General features: G+C 43.2%; 20 protein-coding genes and 1 riboswitch. Of the genes, 11 read left to right on the forward strand and 9 right to left on the reverse strand.

The genetic code is table 11. The features are described from left to right. Positions 1 to 44 precede the first annotated feature (44 nt). Genes ABD769_RS00350 through ABD769_RS00360 form a run of 3 tightly spaced genes read left to right on the forward strand, consistent with a single transcriptional unit; the run spans position 45 to position 1,873 of the window. The gene (locus tag ABD769_RS00350) at positions 45 to 944 is read left to right on the forward strand and encodes a LysR family transcriptional regulator (RefSeq protein ID WP_056095397.1); all 900 of its coding nucleotides are present in this window, start codon (positions 45 to 47) and stop codon (positions 942 to 944) included. A gap of 37 nt (positions 945 to 981) precedes the next feature. After that, the gene (locus tag ABD769_RS00355; protein ID WP_344848202.1) at positions 982 to 1,443 is read left to right on the forward strand and encodes a hypothetical protein; all 462 of its coding nucleotides are present in this window, start codon (positions 982 to 984) and stop codon (positions 1,441 to 1,443) included. 40 nt (positions 1,444 to 1,483) lie between these two features. Then, positions 1,484 to 1,873 (forward strand): YidH family protein, encoded by a 390-nt coding sequence (locus tag ABD769_RS00360; RefSeq protein ID WP_008245456.1) that lies wholly within the window; start codon positions 1,484 to 1,486, stop codon positions 1,871 to 1,873. A 160-nt stretch (positions 1,874 to 2,033) separates the two neighbouring features. On the opposite strand, the gene ABD769_RS00365 is transcribed toward ABD769_RS00360, so the two are convergent. From ABD769_RS00365 to ABD769_RS00380, 4 genes are read right to left on the reverse strand one after another with little or no spacing between them, the layout of a single operon-like run. After that, on the reverse strand, positions 2,034 to 3,326 hold the full coding sequence (locus ABD769_RS00365) for a voltage-gated chloride channel family protein (protein WP_265856908.1): 1,293 nt from the start codon (positions 3,324 to 3,326) through the stop codon (positions 2,034 to 2,036). 18 nt (positions 3,327 to 3,344) lie between these two features. After that, entirely contained in the window at positions 3,345 to 4,625 is a 1,281-nt protein-coding gene (gene eno, locus ABD769_RS00370; RefSeq protein ID WP_008245454.1) for a phosphopyruvate hydratase, read from the reverse strand. Positions 4,626 to 4,683: 58 nt separating this feature from the next. Beyond that, the gene (locus tag ABD769_RS00375; protein ID WP_008245453.1) at positions 4,684 to 5,097 is read right to left on the reverse strand and encodes an EamA family transporter; all 414 of its coding nucleotides are present in this window, start codon (positions 5,095 to 5,097) and stop codon (positions 4,684 to 4,686) included. A 9-nt stretch (positions 5,098 to 5,106) separates the two neighbouring features. Further along, complete coding sequence (locus ABD769_RS00380; protein WP_187593151.1) at positions 5,107 to 5,655, reverse strand: phosphatase PAP2 family protein; 549 nt, start codon at positions 5,653 to 5,655, stop codon at positions 5,107 to 5,109. 42 nt (positions 5,656 to 5,697) lie between these two features. Further along, a riboswitch (Fluoride riboswitch) is annotated at positions 5,698 to 5,766 on the reverse strand. Positions 5,767 to 5,993: 227 nt separating this feature from the next. Here ABD769_RS00380 and ABD769_RS25050 point away from each other — a divergent pair. The 8 genes from ABD769_RS25050 (at position 5,994) to ABD769_RS00420 (ending at position 15,110) form a co-directional block, all read left to right on the forward strand. Further along, entirely contained in the window at positions 5,994 to 6,332 is a 339-nt protein-coding gene (locus ABD769_RS25050) for a four-helix bundle copper-binding protein (protein WP_008245450.1), read from the forward strand. A gap of 1,544 nt (positions 6,333 to 7,876) precedes the next feature. Beyond that, the gene (locus ABD769_RS00390) at positions 7,877 to 9,268 is read left to right on the forward strand and encodes a TolC family protein (protein WP_056095310.1); all 1,392 of its coding nucleotides are present in this window, start codon (positions 7,877 to 7,879) and stop codon (positions 9,266 to 9,268) included. 7 nt (positions 9,269 to 9,275) lie between these two features. After that, entirely contained in the window at positions 9,276 to 12,497 is a 3,222-nt protein-coding gene (locus ABD769_RS00395; protein ID WP_056095306.1) for an efflux RND transporter permease subunit, read from the forward strand. Positions 12,498 to 12,509: 12 nt separating this feature from the next. After that, complete coding sequence (locus ABD769_RS00400) at positions 12,510 to 13,589, forward strand: efflux RND transporter periplasmic adaptor subunit (protein ID WP_056095304.1); 1,080 nt, start codon at positions 12,510 to 12,512, stop codon at positions 13,587 to 13,589. Positions 13,590 to 13,657: 68 nt separating this feature from the next. After that, positions 13,658 to 13,888 (forward strand): hypothetical protein, encoded by a 231-nt coding sequence (locus tag ABD769_RS00405; RefSeq protein ID WP_056095301.1) that lies wholly within the window; start codon positions 13,658 to 13,660, stop codon positions 13,886 to 13,888. Next, positions 13,885 to 14,451, forward strand: a complete 567-nt coding sequence (locus ABD769_RS00410; RefSeq protein WP_056095298.1) for a hypothetical protein — start codon at positions 13,885 to 13,887, stop codon at positions 14,449 to 14,451. Before ABD769_RS00405 ends, ABD769_RS00410 begins: the two co-directional genes overlap by 4 nt. A 31-nt stretch (positions 14,452 to 14,482) precedes the next feature. After that, entirely contained in the window at positions 14,483 to 14,665 is a 183-nt protein-coding gene (locus tag ABD769_RS00415; protein WP_056095295.1) for a hypothetical protein, read from the forward strand. Positions 14,666 to 14,753: 88 nt separating this feature from the next. Next, a complete protein-coding gene (locus ABD769_RS00420; protein WP_056095291.1) occupies positions 14,754 to 15,110 on the forward strand; it encodes a response regulator in 357 nt (118 codons plus the stop codon). A gap of 73 nt (positions 15,111 to 15,183) precedes the next feature. Here ABD769_RS00420 and ABD769_RS00425 read toward each other — a convergent pair whose 3' ends face one another. The 5 genes from ABD769_RS00425 to ABD769_RS00445 all read right to left on the reverse strand — a co-directional run bounded on the left by ABD769_RS00425 (position 15,184) and on the right by ABD769_RS00445 (position 19,210). Further along, complete coding sequence (locus ABD769_RS00425) at positions 15,184 to 15,573, reverse strand: YidH family protein (protein ID WP_056095288.1); 390 nt, start codon at positions 15,571 to 15,573, stop codon at positions 15,184 to 15,186. Positions 15,574 to 15,913: 340 nt separating this feature from the next. Then, a complete protein-coding gene (locus tag ABD769_RS00430) occupies positions 15,914 to 16,369 on the reverse strand; it encodes a DsrE family protein (protein WP_056095285.1) in 456 nt (151 codons plus the stop codon). A gap of 4 nt (positions 16,370 to 16,373) precedes the next feature. Further along, complete coding sequence (locus ABD769_RS00435; RefSeq protein WP_199562757.1) at positions 16,374 to 17,453, reverse strand: c-type cytochrome; 1,080 nt, start codon at positions 17,451 to 17,453, stop codon at positions 16,374 to 16,376. 12 nt (positions 17,454 to 17,465) lie between these two features. Next, on the reverse strand, positions 17,466 to 18,806 hold the full coding sequence (locus ABD769_RS00440; protein WP_056095282.1) for an MBL fold metallo-hydrolase: 1,341 nt from the start codon (positions 18,804 to 18,806) through the stop codon (positions 17,466 to 17,468). 122 nt (positions 18,807 to 18,928) lie between these two features. Then, positions 18,929 to 19,210, reverse strand: coding sequence for a DUF983 domain-containing protein (locus ABD769_RS00445; RefSeq protein ID WP_187593152.1), 282 nt, complete (start codon positions 19,208 to 19,210; stop codon positions 18,929 to 18,931). Between the last annotated feature and the right edge of the window lie 13 nt (positions 19,211 to 19,223).

Raw genomic sequence — 19,223 nt, forward strand, 5'->3', positions numbered from 1 at the left:
TGAAACAAATTGTTTGTATCTTAGGTTATCTACTAAAACCGTGTATGATAGATTTCCGTTTGCAAGTATTTTATGCTGTCGCTAAAAGGCTGAATTTTACAAAGGCCTCGGCAGAGTTATTTATCAGTCAGCCTGCTGTAACCAAACACATTAAAGAATTAGAGCAGGAGTTCAAAATGTCATTATTTGAACGCAGTGGAAACAAAAAAATCAGCCTCACCCCAGCCGGCGAATTATTGTTGCATTACGCAGAACAGATTTTTGGAACTTACCGGGAACTGGAATATGATATGAATCTACTTACTAAACAGCATAAAGGAATATTGAGGATTGGTGCCAGCAGTACTGTGGCACAATATATCATTCCACCTGTATTGGCACAGTTTCACAATAAGTTTAAGGATATACAAATTCAACTGGTTACCGGAAACACAGAAGATGTAGAGCAGCGTTTGATTGCTAAGGAAATAGATTTTGGAATCATTGAAGGCATCTCCCGGAACCCACAGATTAAATACGAACAATATCTAAAAGACGAGCTGGTGCTGGTGTGTTCTGGTCACAATTATGCCATGAAAAAGGAAATGATCAAACCGAATGAGTTGAAGGATTATGATTTATTACTTCGTGAACCTGGTTCTGGTACACTAGATGTTATTGCATATGCTTTAAAAGCACACCAGATAAAGGTGGGGGACTTAAATATAGAAATGCAGTTAGGTAGTACCGAAAGCATTAAATCCTATTTGATTCACAGCAAATGCCTGGCTTTTTTATCTATCCACTCCATATTGAAAGAGCTCAAGAATAATGAATGCCGCATCATAGATATCAAGGATATGGTTATCGAAAGGCCGTTTCATTTCATTCAGCTTCATGGTCAGCAGGACGCTCTGGCGGAACTATTTATGCGCTTCGCTAAAAGCTACAACTATAATGTATAGTGTTACCGAAATTTCGAGGCAATATCAGCCAGCTAAAGTGCTGCTGCTCTTTGTTTCTGAAGCTCCTGGAGGTGACGATAAACATTTTTACCTGGGAAATACTAATCTGTTTCGAACAATTTATCTTGCATTTAGTGAGGTATTTGGCGATTTTAAATCTGTAGAAGATTTTTTGCAGTTCTTTAAAGGCACGGGATGCTTTTTGGAACATCTAACTTGTACACCTATTGATAAATCGTCAGTTAAAATCAGAAAAAACCAGAGGCAGGGGGGAATAGAGCAATTAGCTCATAAAATCAGAACATATCAACCCCGATTAATCATGATCCTAATGAAAAGCATTGAACAAGAGGTTAAAGAATCTATTGACCTATCAGGCTTATCGTTTATCGAAGAAATTGCAGTTACCTGCTATCCTGCCGGCACTGAATCAAACAGGCTTACTTGCATCCGGGATACCAGGGTTATCATCTCCAAACTGGCATCGATATTGACATAACATGCAAATATATTGCTGTAATATACCGATACAGAACAAGATGAAAATTCAAGATCAGGAAAACACCAAACAGCATGCAGGAGACCATTTGGCTAATGAAAGAACATTTTTGGCCTGGATCAGAACCAGTATTGGTATCATGGGATTTGGCTTCGTGGTGATGAAATTCTCGCTATTTATCAAGCAGATCAGTGCCGCACTGGGGAGTAAAGTGCCCCTGCACCAAACCGGAGATTCCCGCATTATCGGGATTTTTCTAGTTGCCCTGGGAGCAATTACTATCATTTGTTCTTACTTAAGATATAATTCAACGAAAGAACAATTGAATCAGGGGGTGTATTACCATTCAACACTTTTTGTTAAAGTTTTAACCGCTTTAGTTTTCATAGCTAGTATACTTTTACTGCTCTACCTTATTAAAACAACATAGGCAGTTAAATCATCTGTACTTGATGCTTTAGAAAAGAGAGGAAGGAAAGCGGTCGATATAGCGTTGCTTTTTGATATAAATTGCTGATTGCATTGGTCAAGGATCTTATAAAAATTTCACCTCTTTATGATAATCCACAGGAACAGGATAAGTCAATATTTTATGTTCCCGTAAATATTTTGGGTACCGCAATACGCTGTGAAGAATATATACCTGAATGGCCACTGAAAAAATAGGCTGTAAAACAGGCTACCGCAAAAAACATGGTGTATTCACTACCAAAAAGTTCTATACCCATAATCGTACAGGCAAGGGGTGTATTCGTTGCACCAGCAAAAACAGCAATAAATCCAAGGGCAGCAAACAAACTAACTGGAGCATTTAATAAGGTCGAAAGTGCATTGCCTAATGTTGCGCCAATATAAAACAAAGGCGTTACCTCACCACCTTTAAATCCAGTTCCTAATGTTAAAGTTGTGTAAATGGTCTTCCATAACCAGCTCCAAGTATCTGCTCCACCAGGCTGAAAAGCAGAGGGAATTGTAACGGCTCCTTGGTATTCGCTATCCACGCCCAAACTTAAGTAATCCGGTTTCCCGATGGCGTAAGTCAAGCCTATAATAATCAGACCACCGATAACAGGAATAAGCCACTGGATCTTACATACTTTAGAAAAAAAGGCCTTGATCTCATGCACCATTACAGCAAACAGGTAGCTGGCCAGACCAAACAATGTGGATGCTAGAATAACCTTACTAAGCAGGAGTAGGTTTACCGGCAGGTATTCAGATAGAAAGTAGGCACTTTTCTCTATGTGATCGATGTGATAAGCGGTATGATGGATGCCCCAGGCAGAGACAGTAAGATCACCAAGCACGCTGGCAATTAATGCGGGAAGTAAAGCCTTGTACTCTATTCTTCCAATGGCCAGAACTTCCATTGCAAATATGGCACCGGTGAGCGGTGTTCCGAACACCGCCCCAAACCCGGCTGCAATTCCCGCGGTAAGGAGCATCTTGGTGTCTACCTCATTTAGCTTAAACCAGCGGCTAAACATTCCTGCGATGCTTCCTCCGATTTGTACCGCGGTTCCCTCTCTTCCAGCCGATCCGCCAAACAAATGGGTAATCACTGTAGTTATTAAGATTACTGGCGCCATCTGCCTGGGCACTCCACCACCCGGCCTATGGATTTCATCCATGATCAGGTTATTTCCTTTTTCTGAGGACCTACCAACTGACTGATAAATCAGGTGGATCACAATACCTGCTAAAGGTAGCAGAAAAATGAGACAGGTATGCTGAAAGCGAAAGTGAATGGCCCAGCCTAGCAGCCAAAGGAACAAGGCAACCATACTTCCTATTGCAATGGCAACAGGAAGTATAAGCAGCGTCCATCGAACCGCATATTTAAAAACCGAAAGGTGTTCAAATAAAAATTTATTATGTTTCATTGTAGGTTAGCGGCTGATTTATAATTTTTTATAAAAAGTATTGATTCCTGCAAATGATGCCCTATCACCAAGTTCTTCTTCTATCCGAAGCAACTGGTTAAATTTAGATACCCTTTCAGAGCGGCAGCCACTTCCTGTTTTGATGTGCCCCGCACCGGTAGCGACAACCAGATCCGCAATTGTCGTGTCTTCAGTTTCACCACTGCGGTGAGAAATAAAGCAATTGTAACCGTTTTTTTGGGCTAGTTCTACGGCCTTTAGCGTTTCGGAAACTGTACCGATCTGGTTCAATTTAATCAGTACGCTGTTTGCAATGCCCTGGTCGATTCCCTGCTGGATAATACTCGGGTTGGTGCAGAATATATCATCTCCAACCAATTCCACTTTGTCTCCCAAAAGGCTGGTCAGCTTTTTCCATCCCTCCCAATCGTTTTCGCCCAACCCGTCTTCCAACAGGATAATTGGGTACTCTTTTAACCATCCTTCCCAAAAGCCAATCATTTCATCTGTTGTGATCCGTTCTTTAGAACTTTTATAAAATTCATATTTTCCATTATTCCACATTTCGCTGGTCGCTGGGTCAAGACAAAGGGAAATATCCTTGCCTGGAGCAAAACCGGCAATATGTATCGCTTCCATGATGATTTGGACGGCTTCCTCATTAGAACTCAGATTTGGCGCAAACCCACCTTCGTCACCAACTCCGGTATAATAGCCTTTCGCTTTTAGCAGACTTCTCAGGGAATGAAAAACAGCTTCGCCCATACGGATACTTTCCTTAAACGAGGGGGCGTTATGAGGGGCAATCATAAATTCCTGAAAATCGATGTTGTTATCAGAATGCCTTCCCCCATTAATGACATTCATGCACGGTACGGGCATTACGTAACCTTCCCTTTCCACTAGCTGCCTATACAAGGGAATCCCTTTTGCAACGGCCGAAGCCCGGGCGAAGGCGATTGAGGCCGCAAGCATCGCATTTGCGCCGAGCCTTGATTTATTCTCGGTTCCATCCAGACCAATTATATGATCATCGAAGGCCTGCTGACCCTCAAAGGATAAGCCGGTGACTGATTTGCCGACTTCGACGTTAATCCCTTTTACTGCTTTTTCCACGCCTTTACCATTATAGCGCTCTGGATCACCATCTCTAAGCTCTACGGCTTCTTTTTCACCCGTACTTGCCCCGGATGGAGAAATACCCCTTGCTGTTGTTCCGTTAAGAGTGACTTCTACTTCTACTGTCGGATTGCCCCTGGAATCCAAAATTTCACGGGCATGAATTTTAGTTAATTTCATAGTTTTTTGTTTTATATTGATTTTTAGTATTTCGGTTGCTTACAAATAATTGAGTTTCTCAAAAGATCAAAACCAGTGTTCCCCCAATGATCAGCAGGGCACCAAAGAATACTTTCAGGGTAAGAGCTTCTTTCAGGAACACCATTGCAAGTATAATAGTTAGGGCAACACTCAACTTATCAACAGGGGCGACCTGGGACACTTTCCCGATCTGCAAAGCCTTGTAGTAGAATATCCAGGACAAGCCGGTGGCAAGGCCAGATAAAAAAAGAAATAGCAGGTTATGCTTTGACAGTTCCGTAATTCCTTTAAGTTCGCCTCTGGCCATTACGATCCCCCAGGCTACAATCAGTATTACCACCGTTCGTATGGCAGTAGCCAAATCAGAATTGACATTGGTTACGCCGACTTTTGCAAAGATGGCCGTAAGGGAAGCAAAGAAAGCTGATAATAGCGCGTAGATCCACCACATAGTTTTATGTTAATTTTCCGTTATTGAATAATTCCAAAGTAATGAGTACAAGAACCGTTGCTCCGGCAATGATCCGGTAAATGCCGAACCAGCGGAAAGAATGCTTTTGAAGATAGGTGATGAAAGAGCGGATGGCCATCCATACATCCCACCCGCACCTGCTTTACTTAAATGAATGATCGTAGTTAGATTCGGTTCATGGGAAGGGCGTAGACGCTTAACGGTGTTTTTAATCAGTCCTGAAGCAATCTGATCTGCACTAGCAACTAGTAGCGCAATGGTAATAAGAACCTGCCAAATTTTTTTGCAGAAATTCTGGAAGAGGCAATAAATAATGAAGGCATAAAAAGGAAGCCAAAAACGCTTATCACTGGCCCAGTACATGATCGTATCCCAGAATGCATTATGGTGCTGATTTATCCACAAGAACCATTCAGTTTCAACCGGCAGGACCATTGCTAACACTGATCTCACTTTGGCAGACAGACAAAGTAAGACAAGCGCAATTAAGATAGCTGCCAGCAATAAGAGTTGAGAATTTATTTTTAATTTTTTCACCTACAATACTTTGACCGGCAGATTTTATTACCTGCTGGAATTTCTATTGTAGGCGCCATCAGCTTTTGAAAAAAGCGGTTGAATCGGAAGGACACCATTTCCGTATTGCAAATATAATACTAATAAAATGATGTGCAAAATCTTAAAGTAGGTGTTGAGAATTTAATTTATCACTATTCCTCCTTATTTGAATACGAGAACCAGTTTCTTATTCTTCTACCGTTTAAACAAGCATCATATCACGGGATTAAAGCTTTTCTTAAACAAAATGAAACCGCCTGGAAATAACCATGTTATCTATATAGGAATTTTTTTTATAACCCTAAAAAATTAAAGTTATGGGATACCATGAATGGAAAAACTGTATTGATGCATGCTTAAAGTGTGCTTCAATTTGCAATCATTGTGCAAGTTCATGCACTCAGGAAGAAGACGTGAAAATGATGGCGCGGTGTATTGAGCTTGATATGCAATGTGCAGCCATCTGCTACTCTGCCGCTCAATTGATGAGTATGGGTAGCTCTTTTGCTCAAGACATTTGCCGTATTTGCGCAGATATTTGCCAGCAATGCGGAGATGAGTGTAGTAATCATCATACCCAGCATTGTCAGGAATGTGCAGATGCTTGTAAGGCTTGTGCGGAAGAATGCAGAAGAATGACAGGAGTAGCTGCTTAAGATGCCAATCACCGTGAGCATTAATTGATTAAGGGCAGCATTCTAGTTGCCCTTTCATTTTTATAAATAGGCAAATTTATTCCATTCATTTTATTTTCATTATTCCCTCATTATTTGATATTTACCAAGGTTTGAGGTTGTTCTTGGTATGTCCTTTCTCTAGCCTTAAAAAAATGGGTTTTTTAGGATATGATTCTCATAAACTCATTCCATTATTCAAATAAGAATTTCAGTTTTTGATGATGAGTACTTGATAATTCGAATTCTATGAAAATGAAGGCTAGATGCGAGTTGAGGAATGCATTAAATAATGCATGAACTTTCAATTCCCGCTTCATCAAATTATTTCAAAAAACAAAAAATACAAATTTCATTTCAATGGCGGTGTTAAATCAATCACGTTGTTAAACCGAGGGTATGTACCTTCTAAATTAAATGCAAGCTACATGGCATTTGCGCATAATTGTAAAAAAATTTAGACCAAACGGATTTCCCCCCGTTTATCCTATAATTGAATAATATTCAAGCTGATCGATGTTCGCAATTGAAACTAATCCACATGCTTATTTGGCTAATTAGATAGCAGTTTATGGAGTTCAACACTGATGTCTAGACAATTGGTGTTTTATAAATAGTTGCGGTATATCTTAATTTTAGGGAAAATTCTAAAAAGTTCGAACCGAAAAATTCAATTTAATCTATTGTAAGTGACTTATTTTCAAGTTCTTAATGTTTAAAAAATAAGAGGCATACTTTTTAGATGCCTCATATTGCCACTTAGTAGGGTCAACCCGCGGAAGTTCGACCCTTTTTGAGCATTGTGAAGCTGTGGTTAATTTTGATAAAGTTTTGAACAACAAGATGGAGGGACAGTATAGGAAAAAGAAATTATTCGATGACAATCGAAAGTAGGGTGAGAAATATCGTAACCTAATATTTGTTGATATTTTGTAACGGTTTTGTTGCGGTTTATCCTCTCATCTTTTTAGATTAATGCAGATTTTAGCGCCTATATATTTAGGTTGTTAAATTTGAAGGGTTTGAAAGTTAAGCAGGTACCAAATTGCTCTATAATTGGAGTCGTCTTGCTGTACCTGATTATCTCTTTGGGCAATATCTTTTTTTTATCCAACCTCTCCCTTTTAGAGTCCGCCCGGGGAATAAAATCAGCTGCGCAGTACAAAGGTAGCTTTTCTCCGCTTGGAAAGGATTCAAAAATTACCAGACAATTTAAGTGTATCCTTGATGAACGCAAGAAAACCGTGCTTCCTGTTTTGGAAGCTTTTCTTATCGGCGTCATCTTATTTTTGGGGCTTTCGCTTTTAGCCTCTAACCTAAACAGGTATTTTCTTGAGATCAGATACAGGATTGCCGGATCAGTCCCAATTTATATTTCCAACCAGGTCTTTCGGATCTGAGATTTATCTCAATTTTCTTTTATTGACAGGTCCTTCAAATGATGAAGTGACGACGGCCGGTTAATCACCGTGTTTCCTGTCCAAGACGTCCGTCAAATCTTTTTCCTTAAATTTTAATTTAAAGACATGATCCGTATTAAACAGATTTTCTGTTTGTTCCCACTTTTATATATGGGGCTGGAAAGCCATGCCCAAACCTCCCCAAAGCCCATCGGGATCGTTGATCTGATCGATCACGTGACCGCTTTTTCACCTTCACTGGCCGCTGATTCAGCAACAGTTGATATACGTGCCGCCCAGTTAAGAGAGACCGCGGCGAATGCCCTTCCAAATCTGAAGCTTAATTATCAGGCAGATCTGGGCTCAAACAATAATGTTGCAGGGCCATACATGGCCTTTGGTATTGTTCCTTCCAATTCCAGAGGTGTTAGGACTGAAAGCACTACCAAGGCTACACTTACTAATCTTGGTATTGTCTCCCTTGATTGGGAGGTCTATAATTTTGGTGCCTATAAAGCTCAGAATGCAGTCGCCAAATCAGAACTTGTCGTTGAACGATCCAAGTTTGCCCAGCGCCGATACCAGACAAGGGCCATCGCTATTGATGATTACCTGAGTCTACTAAAGCTTCAGGACATGCTATCCATTCAAGCAAGCAATATCAGTCGCAATGAGCAGATCAACCGTTCGATTTTATCCCTTGCCAGAAGCGGTGTGCGTCCGGGTGTGGATACCAGTATCGCAGGGGCCGAACTCTCCAAATCAAGATTGAACTATATTGAAATGGACAATACCTACAGACAGGTTCAGCTCGACATTGCAGCAATCAGCGGGCTAAATCCGGAAAGTATTGTCGCTGACAGTACGATCCTGGATCGGCTAAAATCGCTTGAGGTAAACCTATCGGTAAAGTTGACCGACAGTTCAAGCCATCCGCTGCTTGATTTCTACAAAAGCAATTATCTAAGCAGCGTTGAGAAGGAAAACCTGGTCAAAAAAGCCTATAATCCAAAGGTAAGCCTGCAAGCTGCTGCCTGGTCAAGGGGATCAAGCATTGATGCCAATGATAATTTCAACAGTCTCTCGAATGGCTTGGAATGGCAACGGGAAAATTACCTCGTGGGCGTAGGGATCAGTTATAACTTATTTGATCTGCGCAGGCGTCAGTTGAAGCTTAGGACCCAAAAGGCCAGTAGCAATTTTTACTTAAAGGAACTACAGCAGGAGCGGCTAATGTTATCAAATGCCGCCCTTCAGGCAGGCCTTGAGATCAGTACCGCGCATAAAAGACTCGATGAAATACCAAACCAGCTAAAGGCAGCGGCCGCAGGGTATCGCCAGAAGCTCTCGCTTTATAAGAACGGGCTGACCGACATCATTGAGCTCAATGCAGCCCTGACCATCCTTTACCGTGCAGAAACCGATTTTGTCAACGCAAAATATCTGTACATCCGGGCGCTTTTTCAAAAGGCTATCGCCACCAACCAAGTAGATTCACTGTTAAACACATTAAAATAATAAAGATATGTCAATGGTTACCTCGGCCCTGAAAAAGCCGATTACAACAGTGGTGATCACCGCGAGTTTACTGCTCTTTGCAGTTCTCAGTGCGCTGAAGATCCCAATAGATATTTTCCCCCAGCTTAATTCGCCGACAATATATGTTATTGAATCCTACGGAGGTATGTCTCCACAACAGATGGAGGGCTTCTTCTCCACTCGTCTACAGGATCAGTTTCTTTATGTTAATGGCGTTAAGAATATTACCGCCAAAAACATTCAGGGTTTGACGATGCTAAAGCTGAGTTTTTATGAAAGCACCAATATGGCAGAGGCTTCTGCCCAGGTTGCCTTGCAGGTTAACCGGGCCATGAAGTTCTTCCCTCCAGGCGCTTTGCCTCCGCAGGTGGTCCGCTTTGATGCCTCTTCACTGCCAGTAGGCCAGCTTGTACTCTCGGCCAAATCCCGCAGTCTGAAAGAAATCTATGATATGGCGGCAACGCGTATCAGGCCCATGTTTTCCTCTGTCGCAGGGCTTTCAGCGCCACCGCCATTCGGTGCCAATTCCCGCTCGATTACCATTAGTGTAGATCCGAGCAAATTAAGGAGTTATAATCTGACTCCGGACGAGGTGGTAGGGGCTTTATCCAAGTTCAATGTCATGTCTCCTTCGGGAAATCTAAGGTTGGACAATACCATGATGGTGACCTCTATGAACTCCCTGGTTAAAACGGTCGATGAATTCAACAACATTCCAATAGCTACAAAAAACGGCGTTTCAATATTGGTAAGGGATGTGGCAAGGGTTGCCGATGCAGCGGATGTTACCGTGGATTATGCATTGATCAACGGGAAACGGTCTGTGTATATTCCTGTGGTCAAAACAGCAGACGCCTCGACTTGGTCAGTGGTAAAGTCCTTAAAGGCCAAAATCCCCGAAATGCAGAGCCTCTTGCCGGACGATGTCCACATCTCTTATGAATTTGACCAGTCTGTTGCCGTTATCAACTCGGTAAAAAGCCTGATCACTGAAGGTGGTCTTGGTGCACTATTAACGGGCCTAATGGTGTTGCTATTCCTGCGTGATCTGCGAAGCAGTCTTATCGTGGTGATCACCATTCCGGTATCGATTTTAATTGGGGTGCTTTTACTAGGCATGTTCGGTCAGACCATAAATATCATGACCTTGAGCGGTCTGGCACTTGCAATAGGGATCCTGGTCGATCAGGCAACGGTGACGATCGAAAATATCCATCAGCACCTGGAAATGGGCAAGCCCAAACGCGAAGCCATTTACGATGCCTGTGAAGAAATCGCATTCCCGCTGCTGCTCATCCTGCTGTGTATTCTGGCAGTATTTGCACCATCTTTTATGATGAACGGTATACCAAAGGCGATGTTTTTGCCACTATCCCTTTCGATTGGCTTCACCATGGTTGTCTCTTTCATCGTGGCCCAGACCTTAGTTCCCATTCTATCCAACTGGATGATAAACGAAGAACGTTACCAGCACTATGACCATGGTAAGATCCATGCTCATGCAGGAGAGGCCCTGGACGAGAGGCAAGGAGAGCAGGTAGAAAAGCATCTGCAAAATGAAAAGGATGAACCGGAAAAAAATGATTTCTTTGAAAGGGTGAAGGTGCGGTTTATGGCAATCATCCAGCGGTGGATGCCGATGAAAAAAGGTATTGTCGGGATTTATTTAGTTCTGGTGATTTCTCTTGCAGGACTGGGATTTGTTTTTATTGGAAAGGATATGATGCCAAAGCTCAATAACGGACAGTTCCAGATCCGCATCAAAGCGCCGGACGGTACCAGATTAGAGCGCACCGAGGAGAAATTTAAGCAGGTACTTTCCATTATCAATCAGACAGTAGATAACCATATCGCAGTTAGTTCGGGATACGTTGGGCTTATTCCGAGTAGTTACGGAACAAGTAACTTATATATCTTCAATACCGGTACCCATGAGGCTGTGCTTCAGGTGAACCTTGATGAAGATTATAAGGTAAATATGGATGAGCTGAAAGATGCGCTGAGAAAGAACATCGCTTATAAACTTCCTGACCTACGTATCACCTTTGAGCCGATTGACATGACCGAAAAGATTATGAGCCAAGGCGCTGCAACTCCTATTGAGATCAGAGTAGCAGGAAAAGATATGGACCAGATCGAGTCTTACGCTAATAAGGTGCTCTCTAAACTTAAAAAAATAGATTACCTCCGTGATATCCAGATTGCTCAACCCCTGCACATTCCCGTGGTTTCTATTACCCTTGATAGATTAAAGGCGGCGCAGTTTGGGCTGAACGTGGTTGATATCGCAAGGTCAGTTACTGCAAGTACCTCATCCAGCCGATTTACTGAGAAGAACCAATGGCTCGATGAAAAAACCGCCTATACCTACCAGGTACAGGTACAGGTTCCAGAGTATGTCATGAATACAATGGATGAGCTCAAAGAAATTCCTTTGGTTAAAGGGCAGAGCAGTCCGGTACTGGGCGACATCGCTACTTTCAATACCAGTTACCTTCCAGGAGAATATGACCGCTCCGGGCCAAGACGCTTTCTGACCGTGAGCGCAAACATTTATAAAAAGGATCTTGGAACGGCAACTGCTGATGTAGAAAAGGCACTAAAGTCCGTAGGCACGCCTCCTAAGGGACTAACTGCTGAAGTGAAAGGTATGTCGAGCCTGTTGACTGAAACACTATCTTCTCTTCAGGGCGGACTTGCTTTTGCGATATTGGTGATCTTCCTGCTGCTTGCGGCCAATTACCAGTCTTTCAAGCTTTCGCTGACGGTTCTTTCGACCGTTCCTGCTGTAATCCTTGGGTCGCTTACCGCATTATTGCTTACAGGCTCGACCCTCAATCTACAGAGCTACATGGGGATGATCATGTCCACCGGGGTGTCAGTGGCCAATGCGATACTTATCGTGACCAACGCCGAAAAACTCAGGCTGGATTACAAGGATTCTACCCGGGCGGCAGTGGTGAGTGCCGGGATTCGTTTAAGGCCGATCCTGATGACCAGTTTTGCGATGATAGCCGGGATGATCCCGATGGCCTCTGGGTTGGGCGAATCCGGTGAACAGACCGCGCCGCTCGGCAGGGCTGTTATTGGCGGGCTATTCTTTTCAACCCTTGCCGCGCTCTTCATCCTTCCGCAGGTTTTCGCCTGGGTACAGAAAAAAAGCAGCTTAAAAGAACCAAACCTAATGCCTAGAAAAACAAGAATTTAAAAGATAAACAACATGAAAACCAGATTCATTCCCATCATAATAATTATAAGTACTCTGGCCGCGTGTGGCGGAAACCAGAAGCCCGTGAACATCAGTCCCGAAAAAAACGGCAAGGAAGCCAAATATGAAACCACAAAGGTCGAAGAAGAGGCCCTTTCCAGTTTTACCCGCATTCCCGGGGTGCTCAAGCCTTTCAACCAGGTAAACATTTTTCCCAAGGCCAATGGTTTTGTGAAAGCAATACTGGTCGATTTGGGTTCTAAGGTGACCAAAGGCCAGCTGCTGATGACCCTGGAAGCACCGGAACTCGAATCACAATTGCAATCGGCAAATTCCCGTTACCTGCAGGCACGGGAGACCGCATCGGCGAGCAGTGAGAAATACAGACGTCTGAAAGAAGCAGCAAAAGAGGAAGGTTCGGTATCTCCGCTAGAACTTGATAATGCGCTTTCCAGGATGAAAGGAGATAAGGCCATAGCGGAGGCTGAGCGGTCAAATGTATCCTCCGTACGTACCATGCAGGACTACTTGAAAGTATATGCGCCTTTTGACGGGGTGATCGTTGACAGGAATGTATCACCGGGAGCACTGGTGTCGGCGGGCAAATCTTCGGACCTACCCATGCTGGTATTGCAGGACCTGACCCACATGAGGCTTGAAGTTTCTATACCTGAGGATTATGTAGACAAAGTGGACCTAAGCCAGATGGTCAAGTTCCGCTTCAATGCGCTGCCGGGGGAACAGCGCCAGGCCAAGATCAGCCGGTCTGCAAATTCACTGGGCAACATGCGCCAGGAAATCGTCGAGGTTGACGTGGCCAATAAAGATAACAGGTTGAAGGCCGGCATGTATGCCGAGGTTGAAATCCCGCTTAAATCCGGTGCGACTTCGCTTCTTGTGCCTAATTCTGCTATCGTGCGTTCTACAGAACGGAAGTACGTAGTGGAAATTGCAAATGGTAAAGCCAAGCTCGTTGACATTAAGGAAGGGATGAAGGGAACAGAGATGACCGAGATTTTTGGTTCCATCAAAGCCGGGACAGAGATTATTTCGCCCGCGAACGATGAGATCAAAAGCGGTCAGACGCTATAAAACATTGCCGGGCGGATATTAGCCGCCCGGCAAATCTTTTTATTAGTCAGATAAGAAAAAAGGAAAATATGAAAGATTTAGAATTTAACCATGAGTTTGAAATCGGGGGAAAACACATTTGCATAGATGTCCCAAAGAAAAGATGCAACCAGGTCTACATCGAGGGAGAGCTGGTTGGGACGGTTTGGGAATGTAAAAAACAAGGGGTAATATCCTTTGTATCAAGAGATTTTAAGCTTGCCCCTTACCTGGAAAGCATTGCGGCCGAGTTAAACATTTTTTACAGGACCTCCCTATGAGTGCCTATGCCGGATGGACATTTCAACCTTTTCTGATCTGTTTCCTGTTATTAATGACTGTAAAGGTAAAGGCGCAAGATCAAACTGCCGTCCCCAAGATATCGGTAGGCTTTGTCATGGGCTTTCCGACCGGTAAGACGGCTAAAACTTATGTCAACGGATATGGGGCATCAACAAAGGTGGAATTCAAGGTTTCGGAGCACCTCAACCTAACCGGATCTGCGGGCTATATGACTTTCCGCTACAGGGATGAGGTAAAAAAACGTCTCGATTATTTAGGAGAGCCAACAAGCATGAATGGTGTTGTTCCAATTAAAGTCGGAGCAAAATATTACTTTGAAGGTATCTATTACGCTGCCCTTGAGCTTGGTGCAGCAAATACTCTTGGAGACCGGCTGAATACCTCTTTTGCCTACGGACCGACTTTGGGTGCCAGCATTCCAATTTCGAAGCATTATAGTGCAGATCTCGGCCTTCGTTATGAGGGTTGGAAAAGCAGCGGAGGGCAGGTTTCCTTTTTTGGACTTCGTTTGGCTCTGGCAATTTCAGGAACTAAAAAATAATAGGCAAAATATTTAACCTAAAATTTAAATTATGACAGAGAAAAATATTTCACAACCATTTGAAACTTTTGACCATAATAAATCCTCAGCAAAGGGTGGAGATAACGCATATCACCCCGCAAACCAAGATAGAGAGGTTTTATTGCGTTACCTGCTGGAGCGGTTGAACCTGGAAACCGGCCATCTCAATGAGAAGCGAAAATTGAGGAAGTAGGGGCCTTTTTAGACCTTTAAAAAAACATTCGTAGGAATGGCAAATCAGATTTATTATAACCAGGGGCAACCCACAATATGCATGACAAATGGAAAAGATGATATATCTTTTGGAAAATGATGAGGGTATAACCGAAGTATTACAGCTTCTTTTTAACAGTGAGGGGTACGGGGTTTCCGCGTTTTCTTCGGTAAGCTCGTTTATGGCAGGGCTAAGTGATCATGTTGCAGATCTTTTTCTGCTGGATGTTATGCTCCCCGATGGAAACGGCATTGAAGTCTGCAGTTACCTGAAGTCCTTAGAGAAAACCCGGAATGTTCCGATTATCATGATGAGTGCTCATGCGGACCGTTATGACATCAGAAGGGGCTGCGCTGCAGAGAATTTTATTAAAAAGCCTTTCGATATTCACGACCTGCTGCGTTTGGTAGCGAAACATATTTGACCGGTGATAAAGTACGGGTTCTCTCAAGTTTGGTATTCGTGCTCACAATCAGTGTTTCCATGTCAGAGATCCGCTAAGTCGTTCTTACAAGATATATCAACAAAAGCATGCTTGAAATGAAAATAACCACGGTAAGGACTTTGATGAGTGTAGAGGAATGGTAATAACTGCCTTGATTAATAAGTGTATGAGTTTTTTGATAGCGCATAAATGCCAGGATGATGGTCAGTGCGCCTACCCCGACAAGAAGTATTCCTATCCTCTGTGAGTTGCCGGTTTGGTGTACGACGGCTTTGGCCCCAAGAGCGAGAGTGATCTGCTTGATAAAAAGTGAAAACTTTACCACCACAAAACCAAAGCCCATAATTCCTATGCTAGTTCTTATCCAGGCAAGAAAAGTCCGTTCGTTGGCCAGATGGTCACCAGTGTTTGATTTAGGAATGGCTTGTTCTTCTTTTTCCATTATTGATAATATTGGTTGACGGATCACCGCATGCCTGATTAACAAAATTTTATCAATGCTGTTTGGGCGAGTACTGTTTTAATTATGTAGCTTTTCGATAAATTCCCTAGCATTTTTAAATGCGTTACTCCGCACAGCACATACGATGATAGACAATTTTGTCGAACCTTTTGAATTTTAGTGTTGCCGGCATAAGCCATTGATATTTAAACATGACAATAATTTTCGGCGTTTGCGGCCCCGGGTGAAATGGATCCGGCACAACTGATCCTAATCTTTGCATCGTATCCAAATACCAATTTGCACCTTTTAAAGATTCACTGCCGTTTTGGTTTTTACATTAGGGATGAACGATTACCCATCCTTCCGCCGAACGGATGATGATCTCTCCGTTGCCGCTTGGCACATAGCTGATGAAATCGAAGAGATCTGACTTATCGATTTTCCGCTCGCGAACGGTATTCTCGCACTGCGCCAGAATTACGCCCTTTGACTTTAGCAAATTAAGCTGCTCAAGGAACTTTCCATCCTTGCGATAAACCGCCACGCCATCCCCGAAGGCGATAAGCTCAACCTCCAGTTTTCCCTTCAATCTTGGATCCTCCAAAGCATTGTTGATGTTCCTGAGTGTTCCCGAAATATGTTTTTCCTCGGCACTGTTAAGTACATATAGCGCTTTATATGATTTCTTTTTTGCAACAGCACCCGTAAACGGTTTTTTTGTCTCCTGTGCAGATACATTGGTGGTGATGACCATCATGATGACAAGCTGGAGTAAGATCAGTAATTTTTTCATGTTTCTATTTTTTCTGTTTTATAGGTGCGTGCTGTTCAGCCATGTCAATAAAGGGACCATATTTATGCTGCTTTTCGCTAAAGTGATCTGCATATGGCCCGAAGGGATAATCTATTGGCTTTGTGTACAGGTTTTTATAGTCGTTTTTGGAATCCAGGTGCGGTCTGGGCTGCGCATTCACAAATGCAGCTACGTCCCAGGCTTCCGCATCCGTTAAGTTCGGATCTTTGTAGGTGGCGCCATAAGGCATGTTGTTTTTGACAAATCCTGCAAAATTTCCAAGCCTGAACATTCCTGCACCATCGTTATAGCTGTCCCTGCCCCAAAGGGGAGGGTACATATATCCTTTTCCATCAGGTGAGGCAACGCCTTTGCCCGTTTCTCCATGACAGCTGCTGCATTTGGAGGCATATACCATTTTCCCCTTCAGGGGATCTGCAGGCACATCCAGATATGGGATTTTTTTTACCGAATTATCCGCAATGGAATGTGCGGCATCCTGTTTTTTTCCAACCCATTTTAAATAGGCCAACATGGCGACCATTTCCCTGGAATTTCTTCCCGGAGCTTTGCCGTTCATGCTTCGCTCGAAGCACTCATTAATCCGTTCAAAGGCTTCTTCCTTTCTACCGCTTCTTGCGCTCATTTTTGGAAAACCTGCATAAAAGATGGAGAAATTATTCGCAAAGGGCCTGGTTCCTGCATCCAAGTGGCAGTTCTGACAATTCATACCATTAGTCAGCTTTCCTACGATACCCTGCGGCCCTAAATAGTATGCCGTACGGACAATCAAATCCCGGCCATACCTGATCAGATCCGCATCAGCTTTGCCCTGAAGCTGCATCGTATCAGGCGCCTTCCAATATTCGGGTTTAGCAACACGGCGCTCTAAAGGTTTTATTTGATTCTTTTGAATGGATGGATTAGGCTTATCCGCATAGAAACTTTTTGGAAGATGAAATCCGCTGAGTGCTAAAACAAGAGAAAACATGATCACAACGAATAGAAATGACGTCCATACGAGATATTTTCCAAACCGGGCAAATACCTGCAGTTTATCCTCGTTGTTTCTTTCTGTTTTCACACTTTTAAAATATTAATTCTGAAAATCCTTAATGGCCTCACCAATATCAAGCACCTTTTGCTTGCCATCAATAACGGATGCAATCAGTGAGCTTGCAGCCGCACTTCTGTATCCACCGGCGCAGTGTACTGCTACGGGTTGCTCCAGCGGAATTTCGTTTACCCTTTCCCTTAAATTTCCCAGTGGAATATTTATGCTGTTCTCAAAAATACTGTTTTCCATACGCTCTGTCTTGTTCCTCACATCCACAATGGTATATCCATTTTGGTTCTCTTTAAAATTTTGGATATCGATAATCTCATCCGGGACAGTTTCTACTGCGTTTATAAAACCGCCGGCAAGCTGCGTTTCATACCCGATGGATGCGGTCCTCGCGATAAGACTATGCAATGTAGCAAGATTTTCTGCCATAAGATAATAAGGCTCTTCAGGCTTCACAATGCTGCCCAGCCAGGTTTCAAATTTGTTTCCATCCATGATATTTACAGCGCCTTCTATATGTCCCTTCTTAAAAACATCTTCCCTTCGCGTATCGATAATTAGGGCATTTGGTTTTAAGTTTTCACCGGATTCCATGATCTGAACCGCACTTACCGAATCTTCAAACGGTGCTGCGCCTTTCTTGTTCAAGGCCACATCAAAAGGGAAGTAAAATGGAATGAATGGCTGGTTTTCATTTAATGCGCTCACAAAATCGGCCTCAGTCATTTCCTGCAGTGACCAGTTACTTCTTTTTTCAGCACCAATGGTACTGCTATTGGCCTCGCTCAACGCTTTTCCGCAGAGCGTACCTGCCCCGTGTGCCGGATACAGAATCACTTCATCTGAGAGTTTCATCAGTTTGTCCCTTAATGAATGGTACATTTGGGCGGCAAGGAAATTGCGTTCCGCCATTGAATCACCTCCGCTTTCCCTTAAATCCGGCCTTCCGCAGTCACCGATAAAAAGGGTATCTCCGGAAAATAGCGCTTTTTGTTTCCCATCGTGTTCGAGCAAAATACTGATACTATCCGGAGAGTGCCCCGGGGTGTTGATTGCCCTTAAGGTGATCTTTCCCAGGGTTATCGTCTGGTCTTCATCAAATGGGGAAAACAGGTAGGACGGCGTATTGAGTTTGCTGCAATATATTGTTGCGCCGGTCTTATGATGGATTTCAAGATGAGCACTCACAAAATCCGCATGCGGGTGCGTCTCGATAACACCAACTATTTTGGCCTGGTGTTTTTCGGCAAAATGGTAATATGCAGACGGATCCCTGGAGGGATCGATCAATATGATTTCATTCCGGCATTCGCTCAGTACCGCGTAGCTGTAATGGGAGAGGTGCTTGTCTTCAAATTGTTCTATTTTCATGTGTTTTTATTTTTGATTAATGTGTTTAACGGTATGATTCCTGCCTTTGCCAGGTTTACATCAAATTTACCCTTTAGCGGTTCTTCGCACTGTAACTTTTGTCACAGCGCCCCAAAATCTTCTCAGCAGTTTCTGCCTGCACTTTCATCATATTTGATCGGAGAGAGGATATGGAGCAAAAGGGTCCTGGCATAGCGGTAGTTGAAGGTGAACAGTAGGATGACCGGAGAAATAGTGGTTGCGATGATTGCCCACTGCTCTTCTTCGCCAAAGATCATGAATGCCAGAATGCCCGCATTGACAAGTTCTGCGACAATGAAAACATAGCTCACATACATCGCTCCGATAAAGAAGCCCGGCTCTATCTCATAGTTCAGGTTGCAGCAGGCAAATTTTTTATTCATCTGATCATATTTC

This window comes from Pedobacter jeongneungensis (assembly GCF_039538295.1).
GTDB lineage: Bacteria > Bacteroidota > Bacteroidia > Sphingobacteriales > Sphingobacteriaceae > Pedobacter > Pedobacter jeongneungensis.

Coding starts and splice junctions, on each gene's coding strand:
- ABD769_RS00350 (WP_056095397.1), top strand. CDS start 45: ATGATAGATTTCCGTTTGCAAGTATTTTATGCTGTCGCTAAAAGGCTG.
- ABD769_RS00400 (WP_056095304.1), top strand. CDS start 12,510: ATGAAAACCAGATTCATTCCCATCATAATAATTATAAGTACTCTGGCC.
- ABD769_RS00445 (WP_187593152.1), bottom strand. CDS start 19,210: ATGAATAAAAAATTTGCCTGCTGCAACCTGAACTATGAGATAGAGCCG.
- ABD769_RS00440 (WP_056095282.1), bottom strand. CDS start 18,806: ATGAAAATAGAACAATTTGAAGACAAGCACCTCTCCCATTACAGCTAC.
- ABD769_RS00410 (WP_056095298.1), top strand. CDS start 13,885: ATGAGTGCCTATGCCGGATGGACATTTCAACCTTTTCTGATCTGTTTC.
- ABD769_RS00390 (WP_056095310.1), top strand. CDS start 7,877: ATGATCCGTATTAAACAGATTTTCTGTTTGTTCCCACTTTTATATATG.
- ABD769_RS00420 (WP_056095291.1), top strand. CDS start 14,754: ATGGAAAAGATGATATATCTTTTGGAAAATGATGAGGGTATAACCGAA.
- ABD769_RS00375 (WP_008245453.1), bottom strand. CDS start 5,097: ATGTGGTGGATCTACGCGCTATTATCAGCTTTCTTTGCTTCCCTTACG.
- ABD769_RS00415 (WP_056095295.1), top strand. CDS start 14,483: ATGACAGAGAAAAATATTTCACAACCATTTGAAACTTTTGACCATAAT.
- ABD769_RS00430 (WP_056095285.1), bottom strand. CDS start 16,369: ATGAAAAAATTACTGATCTTACTCCAGCTTGTCATCATGATGGTCATC.
- ABD769_RS00365 (WP_265856908.1), bottom strand. CDS start 3,326: ATGAAACATAATAAATTTTTATTTGAACACCTTTCGGTTTTTAAATAT.
- eno (WP_008245454.1), bottom strand. CDS start 4,625: ATGAAATTAACTAAAATTCATGCCCGTGAAATTTTGGATTCCAGGGGC.
- ABD769_RS00360 (WP_008245456.1), top strand. CDS start 1,484: ATGAAAATTCAAGATCAGGAAAACACCAAACAGCATGCAGGAGACCAT.
- ABD769_RS25050 (WP_008245450.1), top strand. CDS start 5,994: ATGGGATACCATGAATGGAAAAACTGTATTGATGCATGCTTAAAGTGT.
- ABD769_RS00425 (WP_056095288.1), bottom strand. CDS start 15,573: ATGGAAAAAGAAGAACAAGCCATTCCTAAATCAAACACTGGTGACCAT.
- ABD769_RS00395 (WP_056095306.1), top strand. CDS start 9,276: ATGTCAATGGTTACCTCGGCCCTGAAAAAGCCGATTACAACAGTGGTG.
- ABD769_RS00405 (WP_056095301.1), top strand. CDS start 13,658: ATGAAAGATTTAGAATTTAACCATGAGTTTGAAATCGGGGGAAAACAC.